General features: G+C 59.8%; 17 protein-coding genes and 1 pseudogene. 14 read left to right on the top strand and 4 right to left on the bottom strand.

The genetic code is table 11. The features are described from left to right. Window positions 1-89 precede the first annotated feature (89 nt). A protein-coding gene (locus tag AO692_RS11295; RefSeq protein ID WP_152979808.1) for an IS3 family transposase occupies window positions 90-1,441 on the top strand; the annotation gives its coding sequence in 2 pieces (ribosomal slippage) (window positions 90-426 and window positions 426-1,441; 1,353 coding nt in all). 246 nt (window positions 1,442-1,687) lie between these two features. Here AO692_RS11295 and AO692_RS11290 read toward each other — a convergent pair. Next, window positions 1,688-2,593 carry a LysR substrate-binding domain-containing protein gene (locus AO692_RS11290; RefSeq protein WP_054310168.1) on the bottom strand — a complete coding sequence of 302 codons (906 nt, stop codon included), beginning with the start codon at window positions 2,591-2,593 and terminating at the stop codon, window positions 1,688-1,690. A 108-nt stretch (window positions 2,594-2,701) separates the two neighbouring features. On the opposite strand from AO692_RS11290, the gene AO692_RS11285 reads away from it, so the two are divergent. Genes AO692_RS11285 through AO692_RS11255 form a run of 7 tightly spaced genes read left to right on the top strand, consistent with a single transcriptional unit; the run spans window position 2,702 to window position 11,276 of the window. After that, window positions 2,702-3,742 (top strand): substrate-binding domain-containing protein, encoded by a 1,041-nt coding sequence (locus AO692_RS11285; protein WP_082407325.1) that lies wholly within the window; start codon window positions 2,702-2,704, stop codon window positions 3,740-3,742. After that, window positions 3,627-5,357: a sugar ABC transporter ATP-binding protein gene (locus AO692_RS11280; RefSeq protein WP_152979809.1), complete on the top strand. Its 1,731-nt coding sequence runs from the start codon at window positions 3,627-3,629 to the stop codon at window positions 5,355-5,357. The genes AO692_RS11285 and AO692_RS11280 overlap by 116 nt, the downstream gene beginning before the upstream one ends. A gap of 19 nt (window positions 5,358-5,376) precedes the next feature. Further along, a complete protein-coding gene (locus AO692_RS11275; protein WP_054310165.1) occupies window positions 5,377-6,552 on the top strand; it encodes a hypothetical protein in 1,176 nt (391 codons plus the stop codon). Then, window positions 6,552-8,012 carry an NAD-dependent succinate-semialdehyde dehydrogenase gene (locus tag AO692_RS11270; protein WP_054310164.1) on the top strand — a complete coding sequence of 487 codons (1,461 nt, stop codon included), beginning with the start codon at window positions 6,552-6,554 and terminating at the stop codon, window positions 8,010-8,012. The genes AO692_RS11275 and AO692_RS11270 overlap by 1 nt, the downstream gene beginning before the upstream one ends. 33 nt (window positions 8,013-8,045) lie before the next feature. Beyond that, window positions 8,046-9,146, top strand: a complete 1,101-nt coding sequence (locus AO692_RS11265) for an LLM class flavin-dependent oxidoreductase (protein WP_054310163.1) — start codon at window positions 8,046-8,048, stop codon at window positions 9,144-9,146. Further along, a complete protein-coding gene (locus tag AO692_RS11260; RefSeq protein WP_054310162.1) occupies window positions 9,139-9,732 on the top strand; it encodes a flavin reductase family protein in 594 nt (197 codons plus the stop codon). The genes AO692_RS11265 and AO692_RS11260 overlap by 8 nt, the downstream gene beginning before the upstream one ends. A gap of 5 nt (window positions 9,733-9,737) precedes the next feature. Continuing rightward, complete coding sequence (locus tag AO692_RS11255; RefSeq protein ID WP_280138602.1) at window positions 9,738-11,276, top strand: GMC family oxidoreductase; 1,539 nt, start codon at window positions 9,738-9,740, stop codon at window positions 11,274-11,276. Window positions 11,277-11,352: 76 nt separating this feature from the next. On the opposite strand, the gene AO692_RS11250 is transcribed toward AO692_RS11255, so the two are convergent. Further along, entirely contained in the window at window positions 11,353-12,687 is a 1,335-nt protein-coding gene (locus tag AO692_RS11250) for a 2-oxo acid dehydrogenase subunit E2 (RefSeq protein WP_054310161.1), read from the bottom strand. A 53-nt stretch (window positions 12,688-12,740) separates the two neighbouring features. Then, a complete protein-coding gene (locus tag AO692_RS11245) occupies window positions 12,741-14,927 on the bottom strand; it encodes an alpha-ketoacid dehydrogenase subunit alpha/beta (protein WP_054310160.1) in 2,187 nt (728 codons plus the stop codon). 166 nt (window positions 14,928-15,093) lie between these two features. Here AO692_RS11245 and AO692_RS11240 point away from each other — a divergent pair, with 166 nt between their 5' ends. The 5 genes from AO692_RS11240 to AO692_RS11220 are packed head-to-tail and all read left to right on the top strand — an operon-like array spanning window position 15,094 to window position 21,351. Continuing rightward, window positions 15,094-16,419 carry a CoA transferase gene (locus tag AO692_RS11240; protein WP_244483334.1) on the top strand — a complete coding sequence of 442 codons (1,326 nt, stop codon included), beginning with the start codon at window positions 15,094-15,096 and terminating at the stop codon, window positions 16,417-16,419. 44 nt (window positions 16,420-16,463) lie between these two features. Next, window positions 16,464-17,612, top strand: coding sequence for an acyl-CoA dehydrogenase family protein (locus AO692_RS11235; protein WP_244483333.1), 1,149 nt, complete (start codon window positions 16,464-16,466; stop codon window positions 17,610-17,612). Next, a complete protein-coding gene (locus AO692_RS11230; protein ID WP_054310157.1) occupies window positions 17,609-18,760 on the top strand; it encodes a CaiB/BaiF CoA-transferase family protein in 1,152 nt (383 codons plus the stop codon). Before AO692_RS11235 ends, AO692_RS11230 begins: the two co-directional genes overlap by 4 nt. 42 nt (window positions 18,761-18,802) lie before the next feature. Then, window positions 18,803-20,023 (top strand): CaiB/BaiF CoA-transferase family protein, encoded by a 1,221-nt coding sequence (locus AO692_RS11225; protein ID WP_054310156.1) that lies wholly within the window; start codon window positions 18,803-18,805, stop codon window positions 20,021-20,023. After that, window positions 20,023-21,351 (top strand): FAD-dependent oxidoreductase, encoded by a 1,329-nt coding sequence (locus tag AO692_RS11220; protein ID WP_054310155.1) that lies wholly within the window; start codon window positions 20,023-20,025, stop codon window positions 21,349-21,351. Before AO692_RS11225 ends, AO692_RS11220 begins: the two co-directional genes overlap by 1 nt. A 92-nt stretch (window positions 21,352-21,443) precedes the next feature. Here AO692_RS11220 and AO692_RS11215 read toward each other — a convergent pair. Next, window positions 21,444-22,883 (bottom strand): annotated as a pseudogene (locus tag AO692_RS11215) (IS66 family transposase); the annotation flags it as partial. Between the two features lie 90 nt (window positions 22,884-22,973). Here AO692_RS11215 and AO692_RS11205 point away from each other — a divergent pair. Further along, a protein-coding gene (locus tag AO692_RS11205) for an IS3 family transposase (RefSeq protein WP_152979808.1) occupies window positions 22,974-24,325 on the top strand; the annotation gives its coding sequence in 2 pieces (ribosomal slippage) (window positions 22,974-23,310 and window positions 23,310-24,325; 1,353 coding nt in all). Window positions 24,326-24,400 lie beyond the last annotated feature (75 nt).

Below are 24,400 nucleotides of genomic sequence, written 5' to 3'. Positions count from 1 at the left end.
TGTCCGACATCAGCGCCCTTGAGACAGAATTGGCTTAATTGAGAAGAGAGGATTTTCGGCTCATCGTAGCTCACTCAAAGGAAGCGAAGATGAGACAGAAAACCGGGCCGCAGACATCGGCGGCCGAGAAGACGATCAAGGACATCCGCCGCGCCACGCGCAAGCATCATTCAGCCGAGGACAAAATCCGTATCGTGCTGGAGGGCCTGCGTGGCGAGGACAGCATTGCTACGATCTGCCGCCGTGAGGGGATTGCCGAGAGCCTGTATTATAGCTGGTCGAAGGAATTCCTCGAAGCGGGCAAGAAGCGCCTTGCAGGCGATACCGCCCGTTCTGCCACCAGTGACGAGGTCAAGGCGCTGCGCCGTGAAAGCCGAGACCTGAAGGAAGCGCTGGCCGACCTCACCCTGGAAAACCGCCTGCTCAAAAAAAGCATGATCGCGGATGGGGGCGACGAAGAATGAGATACCCCGCCTCAGAGAAGCTTGAGATCATCCGGATCGTGGAACAGTCGCATTTGTCGGCCAGACAGACCCTCGACAAGCTCGGTATTCCTCGGCCGACCTTCTATCGCTGGTATGAGCGTTTCCTGACCCACGGCGTCGAAGGGCTGGAAGACCGGACGTCCGCGCCGTCACGAGTGTGGAACCGCATCCCAGACGGTGTCCGGGATCGCATCATCACCATGGCGCTGGATCATGCGGATCTGTCGCCGCGCGAACTGGCGGTGAAGTTCACCGACACGGAAAGCTATTTCGTCTCAGAGGCTTCGGTCTATCGCCTGCTCAAGGCCCATGACCTGATCACCTCGCCAGCCTATATCGTTATCAAGGCCAACGACGAGTTCAAGGACAAGACCACGCGGCCGAACGAGATGTGGCAGACCGACTTCACCTACCTGAAGGTCATCGGCTGGGGATGGTTCTACCTGTCGACCATCCTCGACGATTATTCCCGCTACATCATCGCCTGGAAGCTATGCACCTGCATGAAGGTGGACGACGTCACCGACACGCTCGATCTGGCGCTGGCGGCCTCAGGTTGTGACAAGGTCAAGGTCGAACACCGGCCACGCCTGCTGTCCGACAACGGCCCGTGTTACGTCGCGTCCGATCTCGGTGAATGGCTGGAGAAATACAAGATCGATCAGGTTCACGGCGCTCCCGGCCATCCGCAAACGCAGGGCAAGATCGAACGCTGGCACCAGACGCTGAAGAACCGTATCCTCTTGGAAAACTACTTCTTCCAGGAGGACCTCGAAGCCCAGATCGCGGCCTTCGTCGAGCATTACAATCATCGCCGATACCACGAGAGCCTCGACAATCTCACCCCGGCCGACGTCTACTTCGAACGCCGCGCGACAATCCTCCTCGAACGCAAAAGGATCAAACGCGACACCATCAGACAACGCCGCTTGAACCACCAGGCCAAAGCGGCTTAAATCAACCCGCAAACCGAGCCGGAAACTCCAGTCTTCCAAAGCCCAAAACGTCTCAAATCATTCGACGACGGACACCCAGGCCGTCGGCCGGAGTTGCTGGGATGTTCCTTTCGTTGTCGTTTTTCAACAGCTATGAGGTCACTGGGCCAAATTAGTTCGAACTCGCCAAGAAAGAGCCGCTTGTCCTCGGTTCATTCGCGCTCACTTACAGCAGCGGTGATGTCCCACTTGATCCCGCCTATCGGCCTATTTTGCTACTTGGACGGTCTTTTCAACTTCCCTGATGATCCAGCTGCGAAACTCTGGGAAAAAAGCGTGATTTTCCGTCTCGGGCGGCCGGATAAGATAGAATGGACAGTTGGCAGGCTTCGATGGCGGAAAAGCCTCTATGAGTAACCCGGACAATAGCTCCCGTTGCAGCGTGTCTCGTATCCCAATCGCGATTCCGAGACCAGCGATGGTAGCTTCGTACAATAGGTTTGAGCTCTCGAATCTCTGACCAATCGACGGATTGATCTTAACTCCACGGTTCGCAGCGGCCCAGCGCGCCCAGTCATTCGGACGGGTGTCCGAGTGCAGCAAGGCACTAGCCCAATCATCAGTATCTGTGACGGCGGTTCCGGGCGGCAAAAAATTGGGAGAGCACACTGGAATCAAGTCACTGGAGAACAACCATTCGGACGTGCAACCTTTGACATTAGGGCTATCTGTTAGGATGGCGACATCGATATTGTTGCCGATAAAGTCGATGTTGTGCGTTAGTGTCGTAACCAGTTTGAGTTCGGAACCGGAGTTCACACGGTGGTTGGACGACCATCGTGGTACAAGCCATCGTGTCATAAGGCTTGGATAGCAGCAGACGCTCAGCGGCTTTTTTGCCTTGGTCGCCGAAAGATTCTGTGTAGCGATCGCGATCTTGTCGAAGACGCTGTCGAGTTCCCGGAAATAAAAAGCACCTTCTGTCGTCAGTGTCACTTCGCGGAACAGGCGGTGGAACAGCTTGCAGTCGAGATATGCTTCCAGTGACCGGATTGCGCGACTGACCGCCGCCGGTGTGACGCCCAAGTCCTCGGCCGCTTCGTTGAAGCTTCCCTTTCGGGCGGCGACGACGAAAGTCCGCAGGCTCGTCAATGGGGGAAGTCGTTCAGCCATGATGGATTTCACGTAAGAAAAAGTTGTCTGATTCCTAAAAATAAGTCGGTTGTGACGCAAGAGCCAATGTTGCGATCCTCCTGAAGAGCAAAAGGGAGGAGCTCAACCATGAAAATGCCTTTTAAAACATCGGCATACAGAAAGGCCGTCGTTTGCCTGGGATTCAGCGTGATTTTTGCCCCGGGAACGGCGGTCGCTGAAGATGACGTAACCATTGGTGTTGCGATGAACCGGCAGGCGGAGCGCCGGTGGGCCGTGGACCGAGAAGCTATGGAGGCGGAAGCAGCGAAGCTCGGCGTGAAGCTGATCTTCCAGTATGCCAACAGCGACCCGTCGCTGCAGACTTCTCAGGTCGAGAATCTCCTTAGCCAGCAAGTTGATGCGCTCATTCTCGTGCCCGTCGACCGCGAAGCGGCTGGTGCACTTGTGAAATCCGCCCAGGCGGACGGCATTCCCGTCGTGGGCTATGATGGAGGCACAACGACGGCCAAGCTGGACTACTTCGTGACCCGCGACAATGCATCCGTCGGCACGCTGCAGGCCGATGCCGCGATAGCATTCGCGGGAAACGGCAACTACGCGATCTTCAAGGGAGACAGTGGCAACGACGTCGCGCAGACCATTGCTGGATCCTACGAGAAGGTCTTCAAGGAACACGCCGATGCGAAGATCGTTTTCGACCAGTTCATCAGCGGATGGAGTCCGAGCACGGCGCAGGCCAATGCGGAGAACGTCCTCTCGGCGAACAACGATCAGGTCAACGCCTTCGTCGTGACCAACGACGGCATGGCAACGGGGGTGGCGCAGGCAATCCGCTCGCGCAACCTCGCCGGCAAAGTATTCCTTTCGGGGCTGGACGGCGAGACTGCCAATCTCCGCCTTATCGCTGAAGGCGTTCAGACAATGACGGCTTGGACCGATCTCGTTGATCATGGACGCGCGGCTGTGAGGGCAGCGGCAGCTTTGGTGAAGAATGAGGTGCCCGAGCATGATGTGATGCTCGATCTCAGCGCCGGGGAGGTTCCCACGCATCTTGTACCGATCAGTTCGATCAACAAAGACAATCTCTGCAAATTCGTCACGACCGATGCCCCGAAGGGCTGGACTTCGGTCGAAGAGGTCTTCGGCAGCGCAGACGCCTGCAAGTGACATCCGCGAGACCTTCTTCTCCGCCGCGCATAGCGGGGCGGAGAAGTTCCTGGAAATCGAAGGCGACTCCATGGACAGCACCCAACTGCGCATAGACGGACTCACCAAGACCTTTGCCGGAGTTCCGGCCGTGATCGAGGCGAGTCTGTCGATCCAACCCGGCGAGGTGCTCGCCCTGCTTGGGGAGAATGGCGCGGGCAAGTCGACACTGATGAAGACTGTGTCCGGCATTTATCCGTTCGGCAGCTATACGGGCAGGATATTTCTCGGCTCGCGGGAACTGCAGTTGCGCAGCATCCGCGAAGCGGAGGCGGAAGGCATCGTGCTCGTCCCGCAGGAGCTGCATGTCGCCCCTAACCTGAGCATTGCCGAAAACATCATGATGGGGGTGTTGCCGACACGATTTGGCGTGCTCGACCGGAACGAGATGACGCTACGTGCTGAAAAATGCCTCTCCTTCTTCGGCCTGAATTTCGATTCCCGCCAACCGGCGGACGTGCTGAGCGCATCGGAGCAACGACTGCTCTCGATATCGGCAGCCTTGTCCAAGGGAGCCGCGCGGGTGCTCATCCTCGACGAACCGACAGCGTCGCTCACCGACGGCGAGGCGGAGCATCTCTTTGAAAAGGTCAGGCAAGTCAGCGCAACCGGTGTCGCGACCATCTTCATCACCCATCGCCTCGACGAGATTGAGCGGGTGTGCACCAGCGCTGCCGTGATGCGCAACGGACGGGTCGTGCTGCGCCTCGGAGAAGTCGCCGGCAAGCGCGACGAGCTCGTGCACGCCATGATCGGCCGCGACCCCAAGCAGCACGAAACGAAGAGGAAGCCGACGCCGGGGAAAACGATACTCCATGTTTCCGGTTTGGTTGTCCGCAACCATGCGCGTGTCGCCAAGCCCGTCGTCGAGAACTTATCGCTCGAAGTGAGAGCGGGCGAGATCGTGGGACTTTTTGGCCTGGTCGGCGCGGGCCGCACCGAGTTCGCCAAGGCCATTTTCGGTGCCTGGCACGGCGAGGTCGAAGGGAGCGTCACCATCAACGGGAAGGCCGGCCGCCCGGAAAGTCCGCACGAAGCGATTGGCCGCAGGGTTGCGATGCTCACCGAGGACAGGAAGCGCTCGGGGATAATCGAAGGTCAGTCGGCATTCCACAACATAAGCGCGGCGAGCATTTCCCGCGTGACGCGGCTTTCGGTGATCGACCGAAAGAAGGAACGCGACAGAAACGTCTCCCTGGCTCGCAAGCTGGACGTGCGCCCATTCCGCCTGGACGCCGCTATTGAGACGTTCAGCGGCGGCAACCAGCAGAAAATTATATTGGCGCGATGGATGGCCACCGATCCCGACCTTCTTATCGCGGATGAGCCAACTTACGGTGTCGATGTCGGCGCGCGCTTCGAAATCTACCAGCTCCTAAGAGAATTGGCTGACGTGGGAAAAGCGATCCTGCTGATCTCCAGCGACCTCGAGGAGATCGTCAACGAAACGGACCGCGTCGTGGTCATGTACAAGGGGCGCATCGCTGGGGAATTCCCGTGCGGCTCTTCGCGCCATCAACTGATGGCTGCCGCGACCGGCGACCTGAAACAGACTCCAGCTCCAAATGCGGCGTAGAGACAGGAAGGACCTCAAAATGACCGCACAGGACTTTGCAGCCTCGAACATGAGTACGCCCTCGGCGAAGTCTGCGGGGCTCGTGTTCCTTCTCGCGAACCGCCGTTTAATTACGATGCTGGCCTTGTTCGTGGGCTTGTGCGTGGTGTTCCACATAGCGTCGGACGGAATTTTCCTGAGCCCGCGTAACCTGACTTTGTTGATGCGCCAGGGTGCCATCGTCTCGATCGTCGCGATGGGCGTGGCCATCCTGATCATCAAGGGCGAGATCGACCTGTCGATCGGCAGTTCAGTCTATCTGTGCGGCGTGGCGGCTGGCATGTGCCAGCTCCATTTTGGCTTCGGCATCGTGCCGACACTGCTCGTCACACTGGCTGTCGGCTTGGTGCTCGGGCTCTGGCAGGGCACCTGGACGGTGGCGCTCGGCGTCCCTTCGTTCGTGGTGACCCTGGCAGGCTTTCTCGCCTTCCGTGGTGCCGGCTACTACATCACGGGCGCGGCAACGCTCGCCCCGATGTCGGACAGCTATTCGGCGCTCAGCGAAGGCTTCCTCCCCATGTCCGCGACCTATGGGTTGCTCGCGGCGATCTACTTGCTCGGCCTGGTCGCGATCCTGCGGAGTTCCCATGACCGGCAGTCCGGCAAGACTTGGCACAGATTAGGCCAAGTCGCGGTGCTCACCGTGCTCTGCGGGGTCGCGCTCTGGATATTCGCCGGATATCGCGGAATCCCCAATGCGGTCATCTGGGTCGCGGCGTGCTGGGCTGTGCTGTGGTTCCTGATGATGCGAACCGCCTTCGGACGCAATGCGTACCTCATTGGCTCGAACCGCGAGGCCGCGAGACTGGCGGGCATCGAGATCAGGAAGCACCTCGTCGCTGGCTTCCTGCTGATGGGTGCCCTCTACGCGATTGCCGGAACCTTGATGACCGCGAGGCTGAACGCTTCAACCCCGGCGGCCGGCCTTTACCTGGAACTGGACGCGATTGCAGCCGCGGTGATCGGCGGAACCTCGCTGCGGGGCGGCATCGGCACGGTCACCGGAGCGATCGCCGGTGCCGCGCTTCTCGTCACTATCGACAACGGGATGAGCATCCTGAACATCTCCTCTTTTGTGCAGATGATGATCAAGGGGATGGTGCTTCTCCTGGCCCTGGCCGCCGACTTCATGTTGAACCGCAGGAGGGCAAGCTAATGCAAGCCAGCCAATCCCCCGTTGCCAACCTCTCTCCCGCCTTGCTGATCGGCGACGCGTGGATCGGGACACCGGACAGGGACGCGATCGCCGTCACGAATCCGGCGACCGAGGAGGAAATCTGCCGCGTACCGGTGGCCACCGACTCCGACATTTCCGCTGCGCTGAGTTCGGCAAATGAGGCCTTCGGCACCTGGCGGGGGAGTCTCCCGATCGAGCGGTCCAGAATTCTGCGGCAGGCGGCACAAATCCTGCGTGAGCGACTTCCAGAAATCGCGCTCGGCCTCACGATGGAGCAAGGAAAGATTCTTGCTGAAGCGCGTGCGGAAGTGACAAGCGTAGCGGATCTCTTCGATTGGTTCGCAGAGGAGGCTCGCCGCATCTACAGTCGTGGCGTCGCTAACCAGATGCCGGGGCTCGACCTGAAAGTCGTCTCGGAGCCGGTGGGACCTATCGCTGCGTTCGCGACTTGGAATTTCCCGGCTCTTGTCCCGGCCCGCAAGATTGCGGCCGCAATCGCCGCAGGCTGCACGATCGTCATCAAGCCCGCGGAAGAGACACCCAACACTGCGGTCGCACTCGGGCGGGCGTTGAGGGATGCCGGGCTGCCGCCGGGCGTGCTCAATATCCTGTTCGGCAACCCTGACCAAATTTCGAGCGCATTGCTCGGATCGCCCATTATCCGCAAGCTGTCGGTGACCGGTTCGACCGGCATCGGAAAGATACTCGCGCGTCATGCCGCCGAAAGCGTAATGCCGGGCATATACGAACTGGGCGGCCATGCGCCTGCGATCGTTTTCGAAGACGCCGACGTCGACAAGGCGGCGCGCGTGCTAGCTGCATCGAAGTTCCGAAACGCGGGACAAGCTTGCCTCTCGCCGAGTCGTTTTCTGGTGCACGAAGGCATACACGACGCCTTCGTCGACCGGATGGTGCGTCTGGCTCGTGCCTTGAAAGTCGGGGACGGTCAGGACGAAGGCAACACCATGGGCGCCCTGACCAACAGCCGGCGCCTGACCGATGTGCAGGCGATGGTGGACGACGCCGTCGCCAAGGGCGCGCAGTTGCAATGCGGCGGAAATCGTATCGGCAATAAGGGGTATTTCTTCGCACCGACCGTCCTGACCGACGTTCCGGACGACGCGCTGGCCATGGCCGTTGAACCCTTCGGGCCTGTGGTTCCGGTGCAACGCTTCAAGTTGTTCGACGACGCGATTGCCAAAGCAAATGCGCTTCCCTTCGGGCTGGCCTCCTACGTCTTCACGAATTCGAACGCGACCATGTCGCGTGCAGCTTCACAGATCGAGGCCGGGCTCGTGGGCGTCAATTCATGCGCAGTATCGCACCATGAGTCGCCCCTGGGGGGCGTTAAGCAGAGCGGTCATGGGCGCGAAGGCGGGATCGAGGGGCTCGAAGCCTACCTGGTCAAGAAGCTGATCGCGACCGACACCACCGTGTAATGAAGTTCGAAGAAAAATAAAGGGAGATCCTTGATGAGACTCGGAATGTTCATGATGCCGTTGCATCCGCCACATCGCCTGGCTTTCGAGACCTATGCTGAGGATCTCGAAAAGGTGGTGACGGCCGACAGGCTGGGTTTCGACGAGGTCTGGGTCGGCGAACATTTTTCCGCAACGACCGAGCCGGTGGTCAACGCCATGATGTTCCTAGCGGCAGCTATCCCCGTCACCAAGACCATCAAGCTCGGCACCGGCGTAGTCAATCTTCCGAACCATAATCCGATCATCGTCGCCGCCGAGGCGGCGCAATTCGACCATTTGGCTAAGGGCCGCTTCCTTTTCGGCATCGGGCCGGGCGGGCTGGCAAGCGATTTTGAAGTGTTCAACGTACAGGACCCCGCCGAACGCGAGCATCGCATGTTGGAGGCCTATGACGTGATCCGGTACATCTGGGATCACGATCCTCCCTACGACTATGAGGGTCGGTTCTACAAAGTCAAAATCACGGAGAACATCATCCCCGAAATGGGTATTGGCTACATGGGCAAGCCGTACCAGAAGGGCGGCCCCGAAGTCGGCCTCAGCGTGATGAGCCCCTTCTCCGGTAGCGCGAAGCGCGCTGCGATAAAGAACTGGAGCCCGATCTCGGCGAATTTCGTTCCGCAATACATCGTGGCCAGCCATTGGCAGAAATATCTCGAGGGTTGTGCGGAAGCCGGCATCGACGCGCAAGGCAAGCGCTGGCGTGTCTCGCGCAACATCGTCATCGCCGACTCCGACGCCGAGGCAGAAGACCTGGCGTTGGATCCGAAGGGGAGCATTTACTACTACTTCGAATATGTATGGCGGGCGCTGGTCGGCGCAAAGTTCACGATCGCGATGAAACCCGATCCCAACGTCCCGGACGGCGATGTCACTGTCGAGGACATCATCCGATCACTCGTTCTTCATGGCACGCGCGAGACCGTGCTCGAGAAGCTGAGGACCTTCAGGGCAGCTGTCGGTCCGTTCGAGACGCTGCTTCTCGCCACGATGGACGGCGAAGGTGAAAACGGCGTGCGCGAACTGAAGACGATGCGCGAGCTGAAAGAGTTCGTACTGCCCAATCTCGACCGGGCTGGAGCGCATGTCTGAACCGCCTTTCGAGATTGTCCGCGATGGCTCCGGTGAGACCAGGGCCGAGGAGTTGTCCACCGCTGGCGCATTCCGCGAAGCGATGGCCAACTTTCCGGCGGCTGTAGCCGTGGTTACCACCGGGCGCGAGGGCGCGCGCAGGGGGTTCACGGCGACATCCGTGTTCAGTGTATCGATGGCGCCGCCCTTAATCGGCGTATGCATCAACAAGTCGGTCGAAGCTCACGCTTCGATACTCGGCAACAAGGCGTTCTGCGTGAACATCCTGGCACGAGATCAGGAAGCGATCGCCAATCGATTTGCCGCGCGTGACGGATCGAAAGGCGCCATCCGCTTCGAACATGAGGTCTGGTGCACGCTCGATTCCGGATCGCCGGTTCTCCAGGACAGCCTGACGAGCGTCGATTGCCGGCTGACTGCCCATCTCGACGTCGGAACGCACACCGTTCTCTTCGGTCTCGTGCTGGCGGTGGATTCAAACACCGGAAAGTTCCCGCTGCTCTATTACGACCGCAGGTTCATCGGCGTCGCCGGGTATCAGCGCCAGGAAGTCCCAATTGTGTCGGCACCGATAGACGGATGGTAGATTAAGTGACCAAGCACCTCCGATACTCCGGCGACTGCACGCTCGATCTCGCCGCCGATCTAAAGCCGGACATCGTCATAGTCGGGAGCGGCATGGGTGGCGCCACCTTCGCATCGGCTCTGGCCGACTCCGGCTTAAAGATCCTGATGCTGGAATGCGGTGATTTTCTTCCGCATACACCCGACAACCGCTTTCCCGCGACGATTTATGAGGAGATGCTGTTCCACAGCAAGACGCCTTGGCTGGACAGGAACGGCAACCCGTTCGTTCCCGGGAATTTTGAATGGGTCGGTGGCAACACCAAATTCTACGGTACCGTTCTTTATCGCTTCCGTGAGATCGACTTCGCTGAGAGGCACTACGACGAGGGCGTCTCCCTCGCCTGGCCGTTCAGTTATTCCGCATTGCAACCATGGTACGAGAAGGCCGAAATCCTGTACAAGGTGCGCGGCCAGGAGGGTATCGACCCGACCGAGCCGCCCGGGCCTTACGGTTATCGCTTTCCGCCGGTACCGGATGAACCGCCGATCGCGGAGCTGAGGCGCCGCCTGCAACGCGTGGGTGTTAAGGCGGCGCCGCTGCCTATGGCAGTCGACATCGACGGTTGGATGGAGGGCGGCAGTTCGCCATTCGACCAATATCCGGATTCCTCGCTGAAAGGAAAGATGGAGGCCGAGTCCTGCGCCCTGCCGATCGCGGCGAGCAATCCGAACTTCAAGCTCGTCACCAAAGCACGCGCCGCCGCATTCCGTGCCGATCAATCAGGACGACAGATCGAGCGACTGGAGTTCGACTACGGCGGCGCAAGCTATTCGGTGAACGCCAAACTCTTTGTCTTGGCGGCAGGTGCCGTGCCGTCCGCGGCCCTGCTTCTCCGCTCAGGCGTCGCCAATTCGTCGGACCAAGTCGGCCGCAACTTCATGAACCATATCTTCAGCTTCCTGATCGCGGTGGATCCGTGGTTCCGCAACACGAGCCGCTACCAGAAGACCTTGTCGATCAACGACTTCTATTTCGATACCAATGACACTGGCAAGTCGCTCGGCAATATCCAGCTCGTCGGCAAGTTGTTCGGGGAGACATTGCGATTTCACGAAAAACGCGCTCCCCGCTTCCTGCTGAACTGGATCGCCGAACATGGGGTTGATTTTTTCCTCCAAACGGAAGATGTTCCGCGCCCCGAAAACCGCGTAACGATCAAGGACGGGCTCATTAAACTCGACTGGCATCGCCCAGTCATCTCGACCCATCTGACCATGGTCAAGCGCGCCAAGAGGATGCTGCGCGCGGCTGGATTTCCGCTGCTCTTCCATCGGCTAATGGACGAGACGATCCCCTATCATCAGTGCGGCACGGTCCGGATGGGGGCCGATCCGAAGAGTTCGGTCCTGGACCCAAACAATGTGAGCTGGGACCATCCCAACTTAATGGTGGTCGATGCCAGTTCGTTCGTATCATCAGCGGCCGTGAATCCGGGGCTCACCGTTGCGGCACTTGCCCTTCGCGCTGCAGAGCATGTCCGCAAGCTTCTGCCTCAGCTGTAGTGCGGAATTGTGCGGGGACGTGCGTAACTCAGCCTCCGAGGGACACGCAGAACCGGCTGCTCGGGTCTGCGTCGGTTCAGGCCAGCATGGACATCGGATTCTCGAGATAGGCCCTGATCGATTTGAGGAAGATCGCGCCTTGCGCGCCATCGATGACTCGATGATCGATGGACAATGACACCGCGATCGTTTTGGTCGGCTTCATCTCGCCGCTGTCACCGACCTCGACCATCTTGGTCACACAGGCGCCGACGGCGAGAATCGTCGCCTGGGGTGGATTGATGATGGCGTCGAAACTCTCCACTCCGAACATGCCTAGATTGGAAATGGTCATGCTTCCACCCGCATAGTCTTCCGCGCTGAGGGAGCGCTGCTTGGCGCGCAGGGAAAAGTTCTTGACAGCATTCGCGATCGCCGACAGCGAGGCGGACTGCGCATCGCGAACAACCGGCGTGAAGAGTCCATTCTCGACGGCGATCGCTACCGCCACGTCGGACGGCCCAAGACGAAGGATCTTGTTGTCGGCCCAAACGGAATTGCATTCCGGAACCTGCTGCAGGGCGAGGCCACAGGCCTTCACGATGAAGTCGTTGATCGACAGCTTGACGCCCCGGTGTTGGAGCTGGGCATTGAAGTCGGCGCGCAATGCAAGCAGTTGGTCAGCGATGATGTGGCCGCGAAGGTAATAGTGGGGCACCGTCTGCTTGGAGGTCGAGAGCCGCTCGGCGATTGTCTTCCGCATTCCGTCCACAGAAACGATCTTGTGGGGACGGTTGCGATAGATCGCGCCGACGTCGCCGAGGCCTGCGGACTGAATGGGGGCAGCGGTGGTAGCGGGTTGTATTGGCGTGATCGCGTTATTCTCGCCAGTGCTGACTGGCGCGCTCGGCTTGGTTGTCCGAGCATCTCGGGCTGTCAACACGTCTACCTTGAGAATTCTGCCCTGCGGGCCGGAGCCCCTGACGGTACCAAGATCAATAGCGGCGTCCTGTGCAATCCGGCGCGCGAGAGGGCTGGCAAAGGCCCTCGGCCGATCCTCTCGCTTCGATACCGAGGAAGAAGGCTTCGGTTCGCTTGCTGTGGGCGTGCCAAGCCGCGGGTCTTCGGTAGTCGGGGGCGTTTCGGCAGTCGGGGGCGTAAGGACATCCTGGATCGACACCGCGCTTTCACCATCGGCCAAGAGGATGGCAATCGGCGTTCCAACCTTAACGTCCTCCGTCCCCTCCGAAACGAGAATCGATCCGAGCTTTCCATTGTTGGGACTTTCGATGGTCAGCGTCGCCTTATCGGTCTCGATCTCCACCAATTCGTCGCCGGCGGAGACGGCCTGGCCCTCGGCAAACAGCCATTTGACGAGCTTGGCGCTTTCCATGTTGGGAGAGACGACGGGAAGGGTAATGGGAGTCGGCATGTTGGACGATCAGGCCTCTTGGTCCATCGGGTGTCTGGAGTGAGTGACGGGCATCAATTGAGGGGCCGACCGCTGTCTTTCATAATATCGCGGAGCCCGAGTTCAATATCGTGCGGTCCTGCGAAAGCCGCGGCTTCCAGCACCTTGGAGATGCTGGGTGACGCCTCGCCGCCATGGACGCGCTTGATGGGCTGGTCAAGCCTGTCGAAACACCGATTCTGCAGCTCGGTTGCCAGGATACCGCCATATGAGGTGCCGATCGGGCCCTGTTCGACGATTAACACATTGGAGGTTTTGCGTACCGATTGTTCGATAGTTTCCCAATCAAGACCGGCGCGATCAAGGCTACGCAGATCGATGATCTCGGCGTCCACTCCCAGCGATTCAGCAACGTTGCGTGCCTCCTCGACCATGTTCAGATAAGCCAGAACCGTCACGTCCCTGCCTGGACGGATAACTTTCGCCCTGCCAAGAGGAATGACGTAGTCGAGATCGCCGTCCGGAATGGGACCCTTGGTCTTGTAGAGGTCGACGTGCTCCACGACGAGCACCGGGTCGCGGCACAGTAGGGCGCTGTTCATCAGCCCGACATAGTCGAAAGGTGTTGAAGGGGCCACGATGCGCCAACCCGGAGAGGTGGCGAAAACACCGACAGGGTCCATCGAGTGCTGCGAGCCATAGCCGGCGCCGATCGATATCTTGGTGCGTAGCACCAGTGGCAGATCCGCGTCTCCTCCAAACATGTGCCGGTATTTTCCGATCTGATTGAAAACTTGGTCAGCGGCAACCCACATGAAGTCGGGGAACATGTATTCGATTACCGGACGTACGCGACCGTCCGCGGCCATGCCGCACGCAATTCCGGTGAAAGCGTTTTCGCTGATCGGCGTGCCGATGACGCGGTCCGGAAACGCCTCCTTCAGGCCGCAGGTCGCGCCGTGTGTGCCGCCGCGCAGCTTGTGGATGTCTTCGCCCATGAGGATGATGCGTTCGTCCTTTTGCATCGCCCGGTGCATAACTGCCGCAACAGCTTCGATGAAAGAAACATCCTGCTTAAGAGGCCCGGAGAATGTGTCGAATTCAGCCTTTGGAGCATCGTGAAATTCGGAAAGATCGCCGCGCAGGCCAACGTCACGGAAATCTGCCTGAGGCCACAGGGAGGGGATGATCCTCTTCTTGCCGTCGACCTCCTCCAACAGCTCTCCGCTGACCTCCTCCATCATCAAAACGCATCGCTGGCGAAGCGTCTCGACATCCTTCTCGCCAACGATCTGCCGCAACTGCAACTGCTTGACTATCTGGTCGATCGGGTCGCGCTGGCGCCACAGTGCCTCCTCATCCTTGCTGCGATATCCGAATGCACTGCCTGGCAGAACGCCGCTCTGGTGGAAGTAACGATACAAATCGGCCTCGATAATCACCGGACCGTTGTCGTTTCGCATGATCTCGTCCGCCATGGTGCTCGCGTGATGCACGGCCAGCGCATCCATTCCGTCGACGCGAAATGCAGGGATGCCGAACGCAAGTCCGCGCGCGGAAAGCCGGGTCTCGGCAGTGGATTCCTCCAGGGTCGTCGAGACGGCGTACTGGTTGTTCTCGATAAAGAAGCAAAGCGGAAGCTTCCAGGCCGAAGCGATGTTCATGGTCTCTAGGACAGAGCCGATATTCACCGCTCCATCGCCGAAATAGGTGTAGACGACATCGCCTTTGCCGGCGCGCTTGTGAGCCCACGCCGCGCCGGCGGCCGACGGCACCGCACCACCGACGATGGCGTTCGTGCCCAGATTGCCCGCCTCAGGCCAACGCAGGTGCATGGATCCGCCACGGCCCTTACAGAAGCCGGAGGCGAGCCCCATGATTTCGGACAGTGTCGATTTCACAAGATGACGCACATCACCGGTGAATTCGTCACGGACACGTATGCCGTCGGGCGCGACGTAGCTGAGCGACTTGGCAAGAAACTGATGATGTGCCCTGTGAGATCCATTGATTTGGTCCGTCGGGCGCATCGAGACAGCCGATCCCACGGCCCCGCCCTCCTGTCCGATCGCAGAGTGCGCCGGACCGTGAACGAGGCCGGTGCCCGCCAAGTCCAGGACTTTTTCTTCGAAAGCCCGAATAATGCTCATATGAGCAAGCATCGTTTGGCCGAGAATCGGGTCGAGCGACGCCCAGTCAGACGAGTCGACCTGGATCTGTTTCCATTCCGAACTCGGCTTGAGCCGCGACACTTTAGGCATATCTAGTTTGCTCCGAGATTTCGACCGTAGATACGAGGTCCAGGAGCAATGGCCGGGTGTGCAAGCTCATCGTCCGGTGTTTTCTTGACGGCGGGCCCTAATCCCTTGCCCTCCTCCCGGTCCGGTGTCCCAGCCAAGCTTGGCATCATGACAATGCGAAACGCGAATGCGATGCGGACCGACTGCAAAGTTAGCCGCAATCAGGCGCTCCCAAAAACAACAAAAAATCTTCGGAGCCGAGCAACAATGTTGTTTGTCGCTCCCGCGTCTTTTTGAGACGGTTCCGTCAAACACGCATGGGATCGTCATGTCGGTTGCTCGAAAACCTTTGCACGGATTGAAGGTACTGGACCTGACACGGTTCTTTGCCGGGCCGTTCTGCACCATGCATCTTGGAGACCTCGGGGCCGACGTCGTCAAAGTCGAGGCGCCTGGCGGCGATCTGACGCGCCGGCAAGGCCCACCTTTCCTCGCCGACAACGGCATGACGTTTCTCGCCGCCAACCGCAACAAGCGGTCAATCGAACTCGATGCGAAGACTCCCGAGGGTCGCCGGCTGTTGAAGGAGCTTGCGAACGTTGCGGATGTCGTCGTTGAGAATTTTCGGCCGCCGGTGATTAAGCGGCTCGGCATCGACTATGAAACGATCTCCGCAATCAATCCGGGTGTAATCTATGCCTCCCTCTCGGCGCTCGGCGCCGACGGCCCGCATGCCGAAAGCGGCGGCTTCGACATCACGGTGCAGGCCGAATTCGGGTTCATGAGCATAACCGGAGAAAAGAACGGCAAGCCAATCAAGCAGGGCACGTCGGTCTTCGATCTCGTCTGCGGTCTCTACGCTTTTGGAGGCATACTAGCGGCCTTGCGCCAACGCGACGCGACCGGCGAGGGGCAGGTCATCGAGACCAGCCTCATGGAAGCCCAACTCGCCTTCCTTGTCGATGCCGGCATGGAGTACCTGGTCGCGGGCAACATTCGCGATCGCTGGGGATCCGAGCACTCCCAGGTCGTTCCCTACAAGGTCTTCGCCACCGCCGATGGCGAGATGGTCATCGCCGCCGGATACCAGTCTGTCTACGAACCCTTCTGCCGCGCCATCGGACGCGAGGATCTGATTTCAAATCCAGATTATTCGACCCAAAAAGATCGCGTGAGGAACCGCCACCGTCTCTACGAGATAATCGACGTGGAGATACGCCGGCACAGCTCCGCAAAACTGAAAACAATGCTCGATGCCGCCGGCGTTCCGAATGCGCCCGTGAACGATATGGCGCAGGTTTTTGCCCACCCACAGGTGTTGCACCGGCGTATGAGCCTTAGCCTCACGCACCCGGTTTATGGCGCGGTTCCGACTATTGGACCTGGGGTGAAATATTCTGCCTTCGACATCACCGAAGGTTGGTCGGCTCCGCCGGTGCTCGGTGAAGGCGCCGAGGATGTACTCGCTGAATGGCTGGGTTCCAAGTCCGTTGAAATGGCCGATGCAGGCTAAGAACGAGCAGACTGATGAATTTCGAATTATCGACCGAAGACAATATGGCGATCGACAGCCTGCGCCGCTGCATCGAGGCGGAGGTGCTCCCCCGCGTCCGAGACAACTGGAACCGAGCCTTTTCGTCCGAACTGGCGCATGAGCTCCTGCAGATTGTCCATCCATACGGCATCGGGGCCGGTTGGCTGCCGGAGGATGGCGGCGGAATGGGGCTGAGCTACATGACCAGTGGCTTGCTCTACAAAGAACTGTCACGTCTGGCCCCCGATGTCGCCGGCATGGCCTATGTCAGTGAAGGCGCGGCCATGAAAATCTACCGCCACGGCACGGAGGAGCAAAAAGCGCGCTTTCTACCCGGCTTCGCGAAAGGCCGCCTTCTCGGGTGTGGTGCAGTTACGGAGCCGGGCACGGGGTCGAACGTTCGCCAACTGCGAACGCGCGCGGTGAAGGAAGGGGCGGGCTGGCGTCTCAGCGGTGAGAAGATTTTCATCTCCAACGCTACCGTGGCGGACGTTCTGACCGTGCTCGCCAAGACGGGCGAGAAGGAATTCACGATTTTCCTGCTGGACCGAAGCGAGCATGATTTCCAGTCCCGCGAAATCGAGAAGCTCGGTCTGAATGGTTGGTCGTTCGGCTCGCTGGTGTTCCAGGACCTCTACGTCGACGATGCATTCCGGCTCGGGGGGGTGGGCTCCGCACTGTCGGAGGTAATGGCAGGCTTCGAGCGCGCCCGCGTCTGGGTGGCCCTCATCGCGACCGGCATAGCGCAGGCGGCTTTGGAGAATTCGGTCGCGTACGCTCGCGAGCGCGACCAGTTCGGGGTGCCCATCGCGTCCCATCAACTGGTGCAGCGGCATCTCGCCGACATGGCTGCCGAGACGGAGGCGGCCAATCTTCTGACTCTCAAAGCACTCGCCAAGCTGGACCAGGGCGGTCGTGCCGACATGCCGAGTTCGTTGGCTAAATTCTACGCGTCGGAAGCTGCGGTGCGGGTCGCTTCGCGGGCCGTACAGGTGCACGGCGCCTACGGTGTAACGCGCGAGTTCCCCGTCGAACGACATTTGCGCAATGCGCGCATGCTCACCATCCCCGACGGAACGACAGAGATCAACCAGCTCATCGTCGGCCGCGAGCTCACAGGCATTTCCGCTTTTCTCGGCGCGGCCGGCGCCAACAAGCAGGCGGCATCATGAGTATAAAAAAACAAGGTCCACTAGGCTGCCTGAAAATCATCGAATTCGCCGGCATCGGTCCGGCGCCCATGTGTGGCATGTTGCTGTCCGATCTAGGGGCCGAAGTCCTTCGCATAGACCGGCCGGAGGAGGCCGACGTCGGTATCAAGCGCCCGCTCGAAACCAATTTCATCCTGCGAGGCCGAAGGACCGTGAAGCTGGACCTGAAGAATCCGCAATCGATCGACCTCGTGCTGAAGCTGGTCGAACAGGCCGACTGCATCATCGAAGGGTTTCGCCCCGGCGTCATGGAGCGGCTAGGGCTCGGACCCGATCGCTGCCTCGAGCGCAATCCTGCGCTGGTCTACGGTCGCGTCACCGGCTGGGGGCAGGACGGTCCGTTGTCCAGCCAGGCCGGCCACGATCTGAACTACATCGCGCTTACCGGCGCTCTCGACGCACTGGGCCGAGAGGGAGAGAAGCCGGCCGTTCCGCTCAACCTGATCGGCGACTTCGCCGGAGGTGCCCTGTTTCTGGCGCTCGGCCTGCTCGCCGCGGTTCTTGAAGCGCGCGGCTCGGGTGAGGGCCAGGTCGTCGATGCGGCAATCGTCGACGGCGTGTCGAGCATGCTGACGTCTATCAATGGCCTCCGCGCGGCCGGCCTCTTCGCGTCGACGCGGGGCACCAATATCCTCGACTCAGGCGCGTACTTCTACGACGTCTATCGCTGCGCCGACGGAGGGCATATCGCGGTGGGCGCAATCGAAAAGCGGTTCTTCAGCATCTTCCTGGAAAGACTGGGACTGAATCGAGAACAGATGCCCGCGCAGGACGATCGTGAAGGGTGGTCCGAAGGGCGCCGTCGCCTGCAAGCCGTCTTCGAAGGCCGTCCGCGCGACCATTGGGTCCGTCTGTTCGCAGACAGCGATGCATGTGTTTCGCCCGTGCTGTCGATCGAGGAGTCATTCAACGACCCGCACATGCAGGCCCGCAAAATCTACGAAGACATCGGTGGCTTCACCCAGTCCCGGCCGGCGCCACGGTTCAGCCGGACGCCGCCAGGCGCGCCGACACCGCCACGCGGTGCGCAAGGCTTGGAAGCACTATCCGCCTGGGAGGTCGATGCGGCAACCCGAGACCTTGCCCGTGCCGTGATCCGGCACGGCTGAATAGCATCAACTCGAGTGGTGCCAAGATGCGAGGCTTTGTGCATGACCCTGCCCTTGGACGGAGTTCACGTTCTCGACCTGTCGCGCATCCTGGCCGGCCCAAGCTGCTCGCAGATTCTGGGAGACTTGGGTGCCGACGTCATCAAGGTCGAGCGTCCCGGTGTAGGTGACGATACAAGGGCATGGGGTCCGCCCTTCTTGAAAGCTCCGGAGGCAGGCCAAGCCGGAGGGGACAGCGCCTATTTCCTTTCTGCCAACCGCAACAAGCGATCTGTGACGGTCGACCTAGGTGTGCCTGAAGGGGTCGAAGTCGTTCGCGACCTAGCCATCAGAAGCGATGTGCTGGTCGAGAACTTTAAGGTCGGAGACTTGGCGCGTAAGGGCCTCGGATGGGAACAGCTCCGGGCTTCCAACCCTTCGCTCATCTATTGTTCGGTCACAGGTTTCGGTCAGACGGGGCCATACGCGCAACGGCCCGGATACGATTTTATCATCCAGGGCATGAGCGGGCTGATGAGTATCACCGGTGAAGCGGACGGCCCGCCAATGAAGGCCGGCATTCCGATCTCCGACATTCTCGCCGGCCTGTACGCTGGCGTCTCGATCCTCGCCGCGCTTCATGATCGCAATCGCACTGGCCGAGGGCGCTACGTCGACATTTCCATGCTGGAGTGCCAAATCGCTTCCCTGTTCTTTCAATCCGCCAACTTTCTGCTAAGTGGCAACGAGCCGAAACGATGGGGTAACGCCCATCCCAGCGTGGTGCCGTACCAGACCTTCGAGACGCGTGACGGCATCATAACGCTGGGAGTTGGCAATGATGTCCAGTTCACCCGCATCTGCGCAATTGCCGGAAAGCGCGCCTTGGCGCATGACGCCCGGTATGCAACCAATGCGGCGCGTCTTGCCAACCGCGTCTCTCTGATCGCAGCGTTGTCATCGAGCTTTCGCGAAAACTGCACCAGCCATTGGATCGAAAAATGCAGCGAGGCGGGGATCGCCTGCGGTCCGGTCAATACGCTGGAGCAGGCGCTAACCGATCCGCATATCCGCGCTTCGCGTCTGATCCAAAACGTTCCTCATCCCGAAGCGGAGCGTGGACATATCGACATCCTCAGGGCGCCAATGCGCGTCGAGGGGGCTGAGATAGGGATACGACGCGCACCGCCAACGCTCGGTCAGCACACTCGCGAAATCCTCAAAGAAGTGCTCGGCTATTCCAGCACTAAGATCCAACGGTTGGCACGCGCGGGGGCGATCTGATGGCGGATACCTTTCCATCTGTGACTCGTCCCCAGCGCCCAATCCGCATCCTGCGCGAGGTGGATGTCGCCGTTATCGGAGGCGGCGCTGCGGGCGTCGCCGCTGCGGTGAGCGCTGCACGCAATGGCGCCTCCGTTCTGCTCCTGGAAAAGAACGGCTATCTCGGCGGCACGATGACCACCGCAACGCTCGGCGGCATCTGCGGTCTCTATTCTTTGGTCGACGGCGAACCCGTGCAGATGGTCTTCGGTCTGGCCGAAGAGGTTCGCCAACGGCTCGTCGCCGCCAGGGCTACGACCGGTCCCTATAAATGGTTACGAACGGCATCGCTTCCATACGATGTGACGATACTGAAGTCGATTTTCGACGACATGACCGCCTGCAAGGGTCTCGAAGTGATCTTTCACGCCGACTTGAGCGACGTCGTGCTCGAAGAAGACGGGCGGGTCGCGGTTATCATCCTGCGTTCGCGGGGCATGAGCTTCGCTGTGGGCGCCCGGTCTTTCATAGATTGCACAGGCGATGCCGAACTTTGTTCGCTGGCCGGAGGTCGAACAGAATTCGATCCGCGACATTTGCAATATCCGTCCGCGATGTTTCGGATGGGCGGTGTGGACACGTTGCGTATCAGACAGACCACGCGTGAGGAACTCAGGGAACATCTCGAGCGCGCGGTCAAGGATGGCTTCGATTTGCCGCGCACAAGCGGTGGGGTCTATTCGGTACAAGATGGCGTTGTACATCTCAACATCACCAAGGTCGGACTTGAAGGCCACCCGCCCGATCCGTTCGACCCGGTCGAGATGAGCCAAGCCGAGCGCGAGGGCCGCAGACAAGCCCAGCTCTATCTCGAAGCGTTCCGGCGTTATGTGCCCGGATACCGGCGGGCCTACATCCTCGACATAGGCGCCGAACTCGGAATCCGGGAGTCGCGCCGTATCCGTGGCGGCTATCTTGTCTCCGGTGAGGACGTCCTTTCGGAGCGCCGCTTCGAGGACGCCGTCGCGGTGAACTGTTGGCCCGTCGAGGACCACGGTGACGGCAGGTCCACGAATTGGCAGTGGCTGTCGCCGGGAGGGTATTGTCAGATCCCGTTCCGCTCGCTGCTGCCGGAAGGGCTTCCAAATGTCATCGTCGCTGGCCGCTGTGTATCGGCAACGCGGCAAGCGCAGGCTGCGATCCGCGTTACCGCGAATTGCTTTTCCATGGGCCAAGCAGCAGGGACTGCGGCAGCGATCGCCCGGGGCTCTCCCTTTGATCCTTCAATGGCGCAAAGGGTCAAAGCTGTTCTGGAAAAGCAAGGCGCGGTCATGACTCCATTGGTCTGATGCCATCGAAATTGGAAGAGCGCGACTGAACCGATAGTTCGTAAGCGCTCATTTCGCTGCGCGTTGACGCAGTGGATTGTGACGCCAGCGGCTTATGCGGCAGTGGATTTGGCGAAGTTAAATGGGAGCAGATCGTCGATATTGGCGCCGTCCGGACGTTGCGGCAATTCGGTGAAGACGTGTCGCAACCAGGCGAATGGCTCGACGCCACAGGCGCGACAGGTCAGCATAAGGCTGTAAATCACGGCGCTTGCCTTGGCCCCGTCGACAGTGTCGCAAAATAGCCAGCTCTTCCTTCCAGTGGCAAAAACTCTGATATCGCGTTCCAATAAATTGTTGTCGATCGGCATCCTGCCGTCTTCGGTGTAGCGGGTCAGATATTGCCACTGGTTTCGCGTATAGGAGATCGCATCGCCGAGCTTGGTGTCGGGCACGACCTTGGGGGCCATCCTGTCGAGCCACTCCTTCAGGGCATCAAGGACTGGAACGCTATGCTTCTGGCGGAAGCGCCGGATGCAATCGGCCTGCGTTTCGTCGTCATCCGGCTTTTCGTCCCGTACCTGCCTTTCAATCCGATAGAGCTGGTCGAAGAACTTCAATGCCTGCGCGGGCGGCCCGCTTTGTTTCTTCCCGGCCTTGAAGGCGTTGACGAAGCGTCGCCTGGCGTGAGCCATACACCCGACATGCGTTGCGCCCTTCAGGGTGCGCCAGCCCTGATAGCCGTCGCTCATCAGGATGCCGCGATAGTCACCAAGGAAAGTCTGCGGATGCACCTGCCCACGACCGGGCTGATATTCGAGCAGCACAACCGGCTCGACACTATCCTGCCCGCTGCGATAGGCCCAGATGTAGGACTCGTCAGTTGCTTTCCTGTCCTTTTCCTTCAGCACCTGCACCGTGGTCTCGTCACCGTGAATGACGTTCTGCGACAAGAGCCGCTGCTTCAGTGCATCGTAGATGCGAACGAGGTGCTTTTCGCTGGAGCCAATCACCCAATGGCCAAGAGCGCCACGGCTGACAGGGACGCCAGCGCGCTCGAAGGCCTGTGCCAGGCGATAGAGCGGTGTGCCGTCGACATACTTATGAACAAGAGCAAAGGCCAGCGTCGAGGCCGTAGCAATACTGCCCGGCAAGGGCTGTGGGGGCATCGGCGCGATGATAACGGGAGTGCTGATATCGGTGCGCTCGCAGTTGCGGCAAGCATACTTGGCCCGGGCATTCTGCAGCACCGTGGCCTTCACCTCGATATGCAGCTGCTCGGTGACGAGTTCGCCCATGCGATGCAACGGATGGCGGCAGCACGGACAGGTCTTCTGATCGTCGGCAAGGTCATATTCAACGCGTTGGCGGGGCAAATTTGCCGGAAGAGGTTTACGCCCGCGCTTGCGACCTTCGAGCTTTTCCACCTCTGGCAATCCCGTGTCGGGAAGCTCAGTGGCGTCAGTCTCGTCACAGTCGGCCAAGCCCTCATCAGCATCGGCCTCGAGAGCGGCGTTCTCGGCTTCATTGAAGACGCGATCCATATGCTTTTCGTGTCCGACATCAGCGCCCTTGAGACAGAATTGGCTTAATTGAGAAGAGAGGATTTTCGGCTCATCGTAGCTCACTCAAAGGAAGCGAAGATGAGACAGAAAACCGGGCCGCAGACATCGGCGGCCGAGAAGACGATCAAGGACATCCGCCGCGCCACGCGCAAGCATCATTCAGCCGAGGACAAAATCCGTATCGTGCTGGAGGGCCTGCGTGGCGAGGACAGCATTGCTACGATCTGCCGCCGTGAGGGGATTGCCGAGAGCCTGTATTATAGCTGGTCGAAGGAATTCCTCGAAGCGGGCAAGAAGCGCCTTGCAGGCGATACCGCCCGTTCTGCCACCAGTGACGAGGTCAAGGCGCTGCGCCGTGAAAGCCGAGACCTGAAGGAAGCGCTGGCCGACCTCACCCTGGAAAACCGCCTGCTCAAAAAAAGCATGATCGCGGATGGGGGCGACGAAGAATGAGATACCCCGCCTCAGAGAAGCTTGAGATCATCCGGATCGTGGAACAGTCGCATTTGTCGGCCAGACAGACCCTCGACAAGCTCGGTATTCCTCGGCCGACCTTCTATCGCTGGTATGAGCGTTTCCTGACCCACGGCGTCGAAGGGCTGGAAGACCGGACGTCCGCGCCGTCACGAGTGTGGAACCGCATCCCAGACGGTGTCCGGGATCGCATCATCACCATGGCGCTGGATCATGCGGATCTGTCGCCGCGCGAACTGGCGGTGAAGTTCACCGACACGGAAAGCTATTTCGTCTCAGAGGCTTCGGTCTATCGCCTGCTCAAGGCCCATGACCTGATCACCTCGCCAGCCTATATCGTTATCAAGGCCAACGACGAGTTCAAGGACAAGACCACGCGGCCGAACGAGATGTGGCAGACCGACTTCACCTACCTGAAGGTCATCGGCTGGGGATGGTTCTACCTGTCGACCATCCTCGACGATTATTCCCGCTACATCATCGCCTGGAAGCTATGCACCTGCATGAAGGTGGACGACGTCACCGACACGCTCGATCTGGCGCTGGCGGCCTCAGGTTGTGACAAGGTCAAGGTCGAACACCGGCCACGCCTGCTGTCCGACAACGGCCCGTGTTACGTCGCGTCCGATCTCGGTGAATGGCTGGAGAAATACAAGATCGATCAGGTTCACGGCGCTCCCGGCCATCCGCAAACGCAGGGCAAGATCGAACGCTGGCACCAGACGCTGAAGAACCGTATCCTCTTGGAAAACTACTTCTTCCAGGAGGACCTCGAAGCCCAGATCGCGGCCTTCGTCGAGCATTACAATCATCGCCGATACCACGAGAGCCTCGACAATCTCACCCCGGCCGACGTCTACTTCGAACGCCGCGCGACAATCCTCCTCGAACGCAAAAGGATCAAACGCGACACCATCAGACAACGCCGCTTGAACCACCAGGCCAAAGCGGCTTAAATCAACCCGCAAACCGAGCCGGAAACTCCAGTCTTCCAAAGCCCAAAACGTCTCAAATCATTCGACGACGGACAC

It is taken from the genome of Mesorhizobium sp. 1M-11 (assembly GCF_001303895.1).
GTDB lineage: Bacteria > Pseudomonadota > Alphaproteobacteria > Rhizobiales > Rhizobiaceae > Mesorhizobium.
This window is presented reverse-complemented; position numbering and strand designations above follow the sequence as displayed.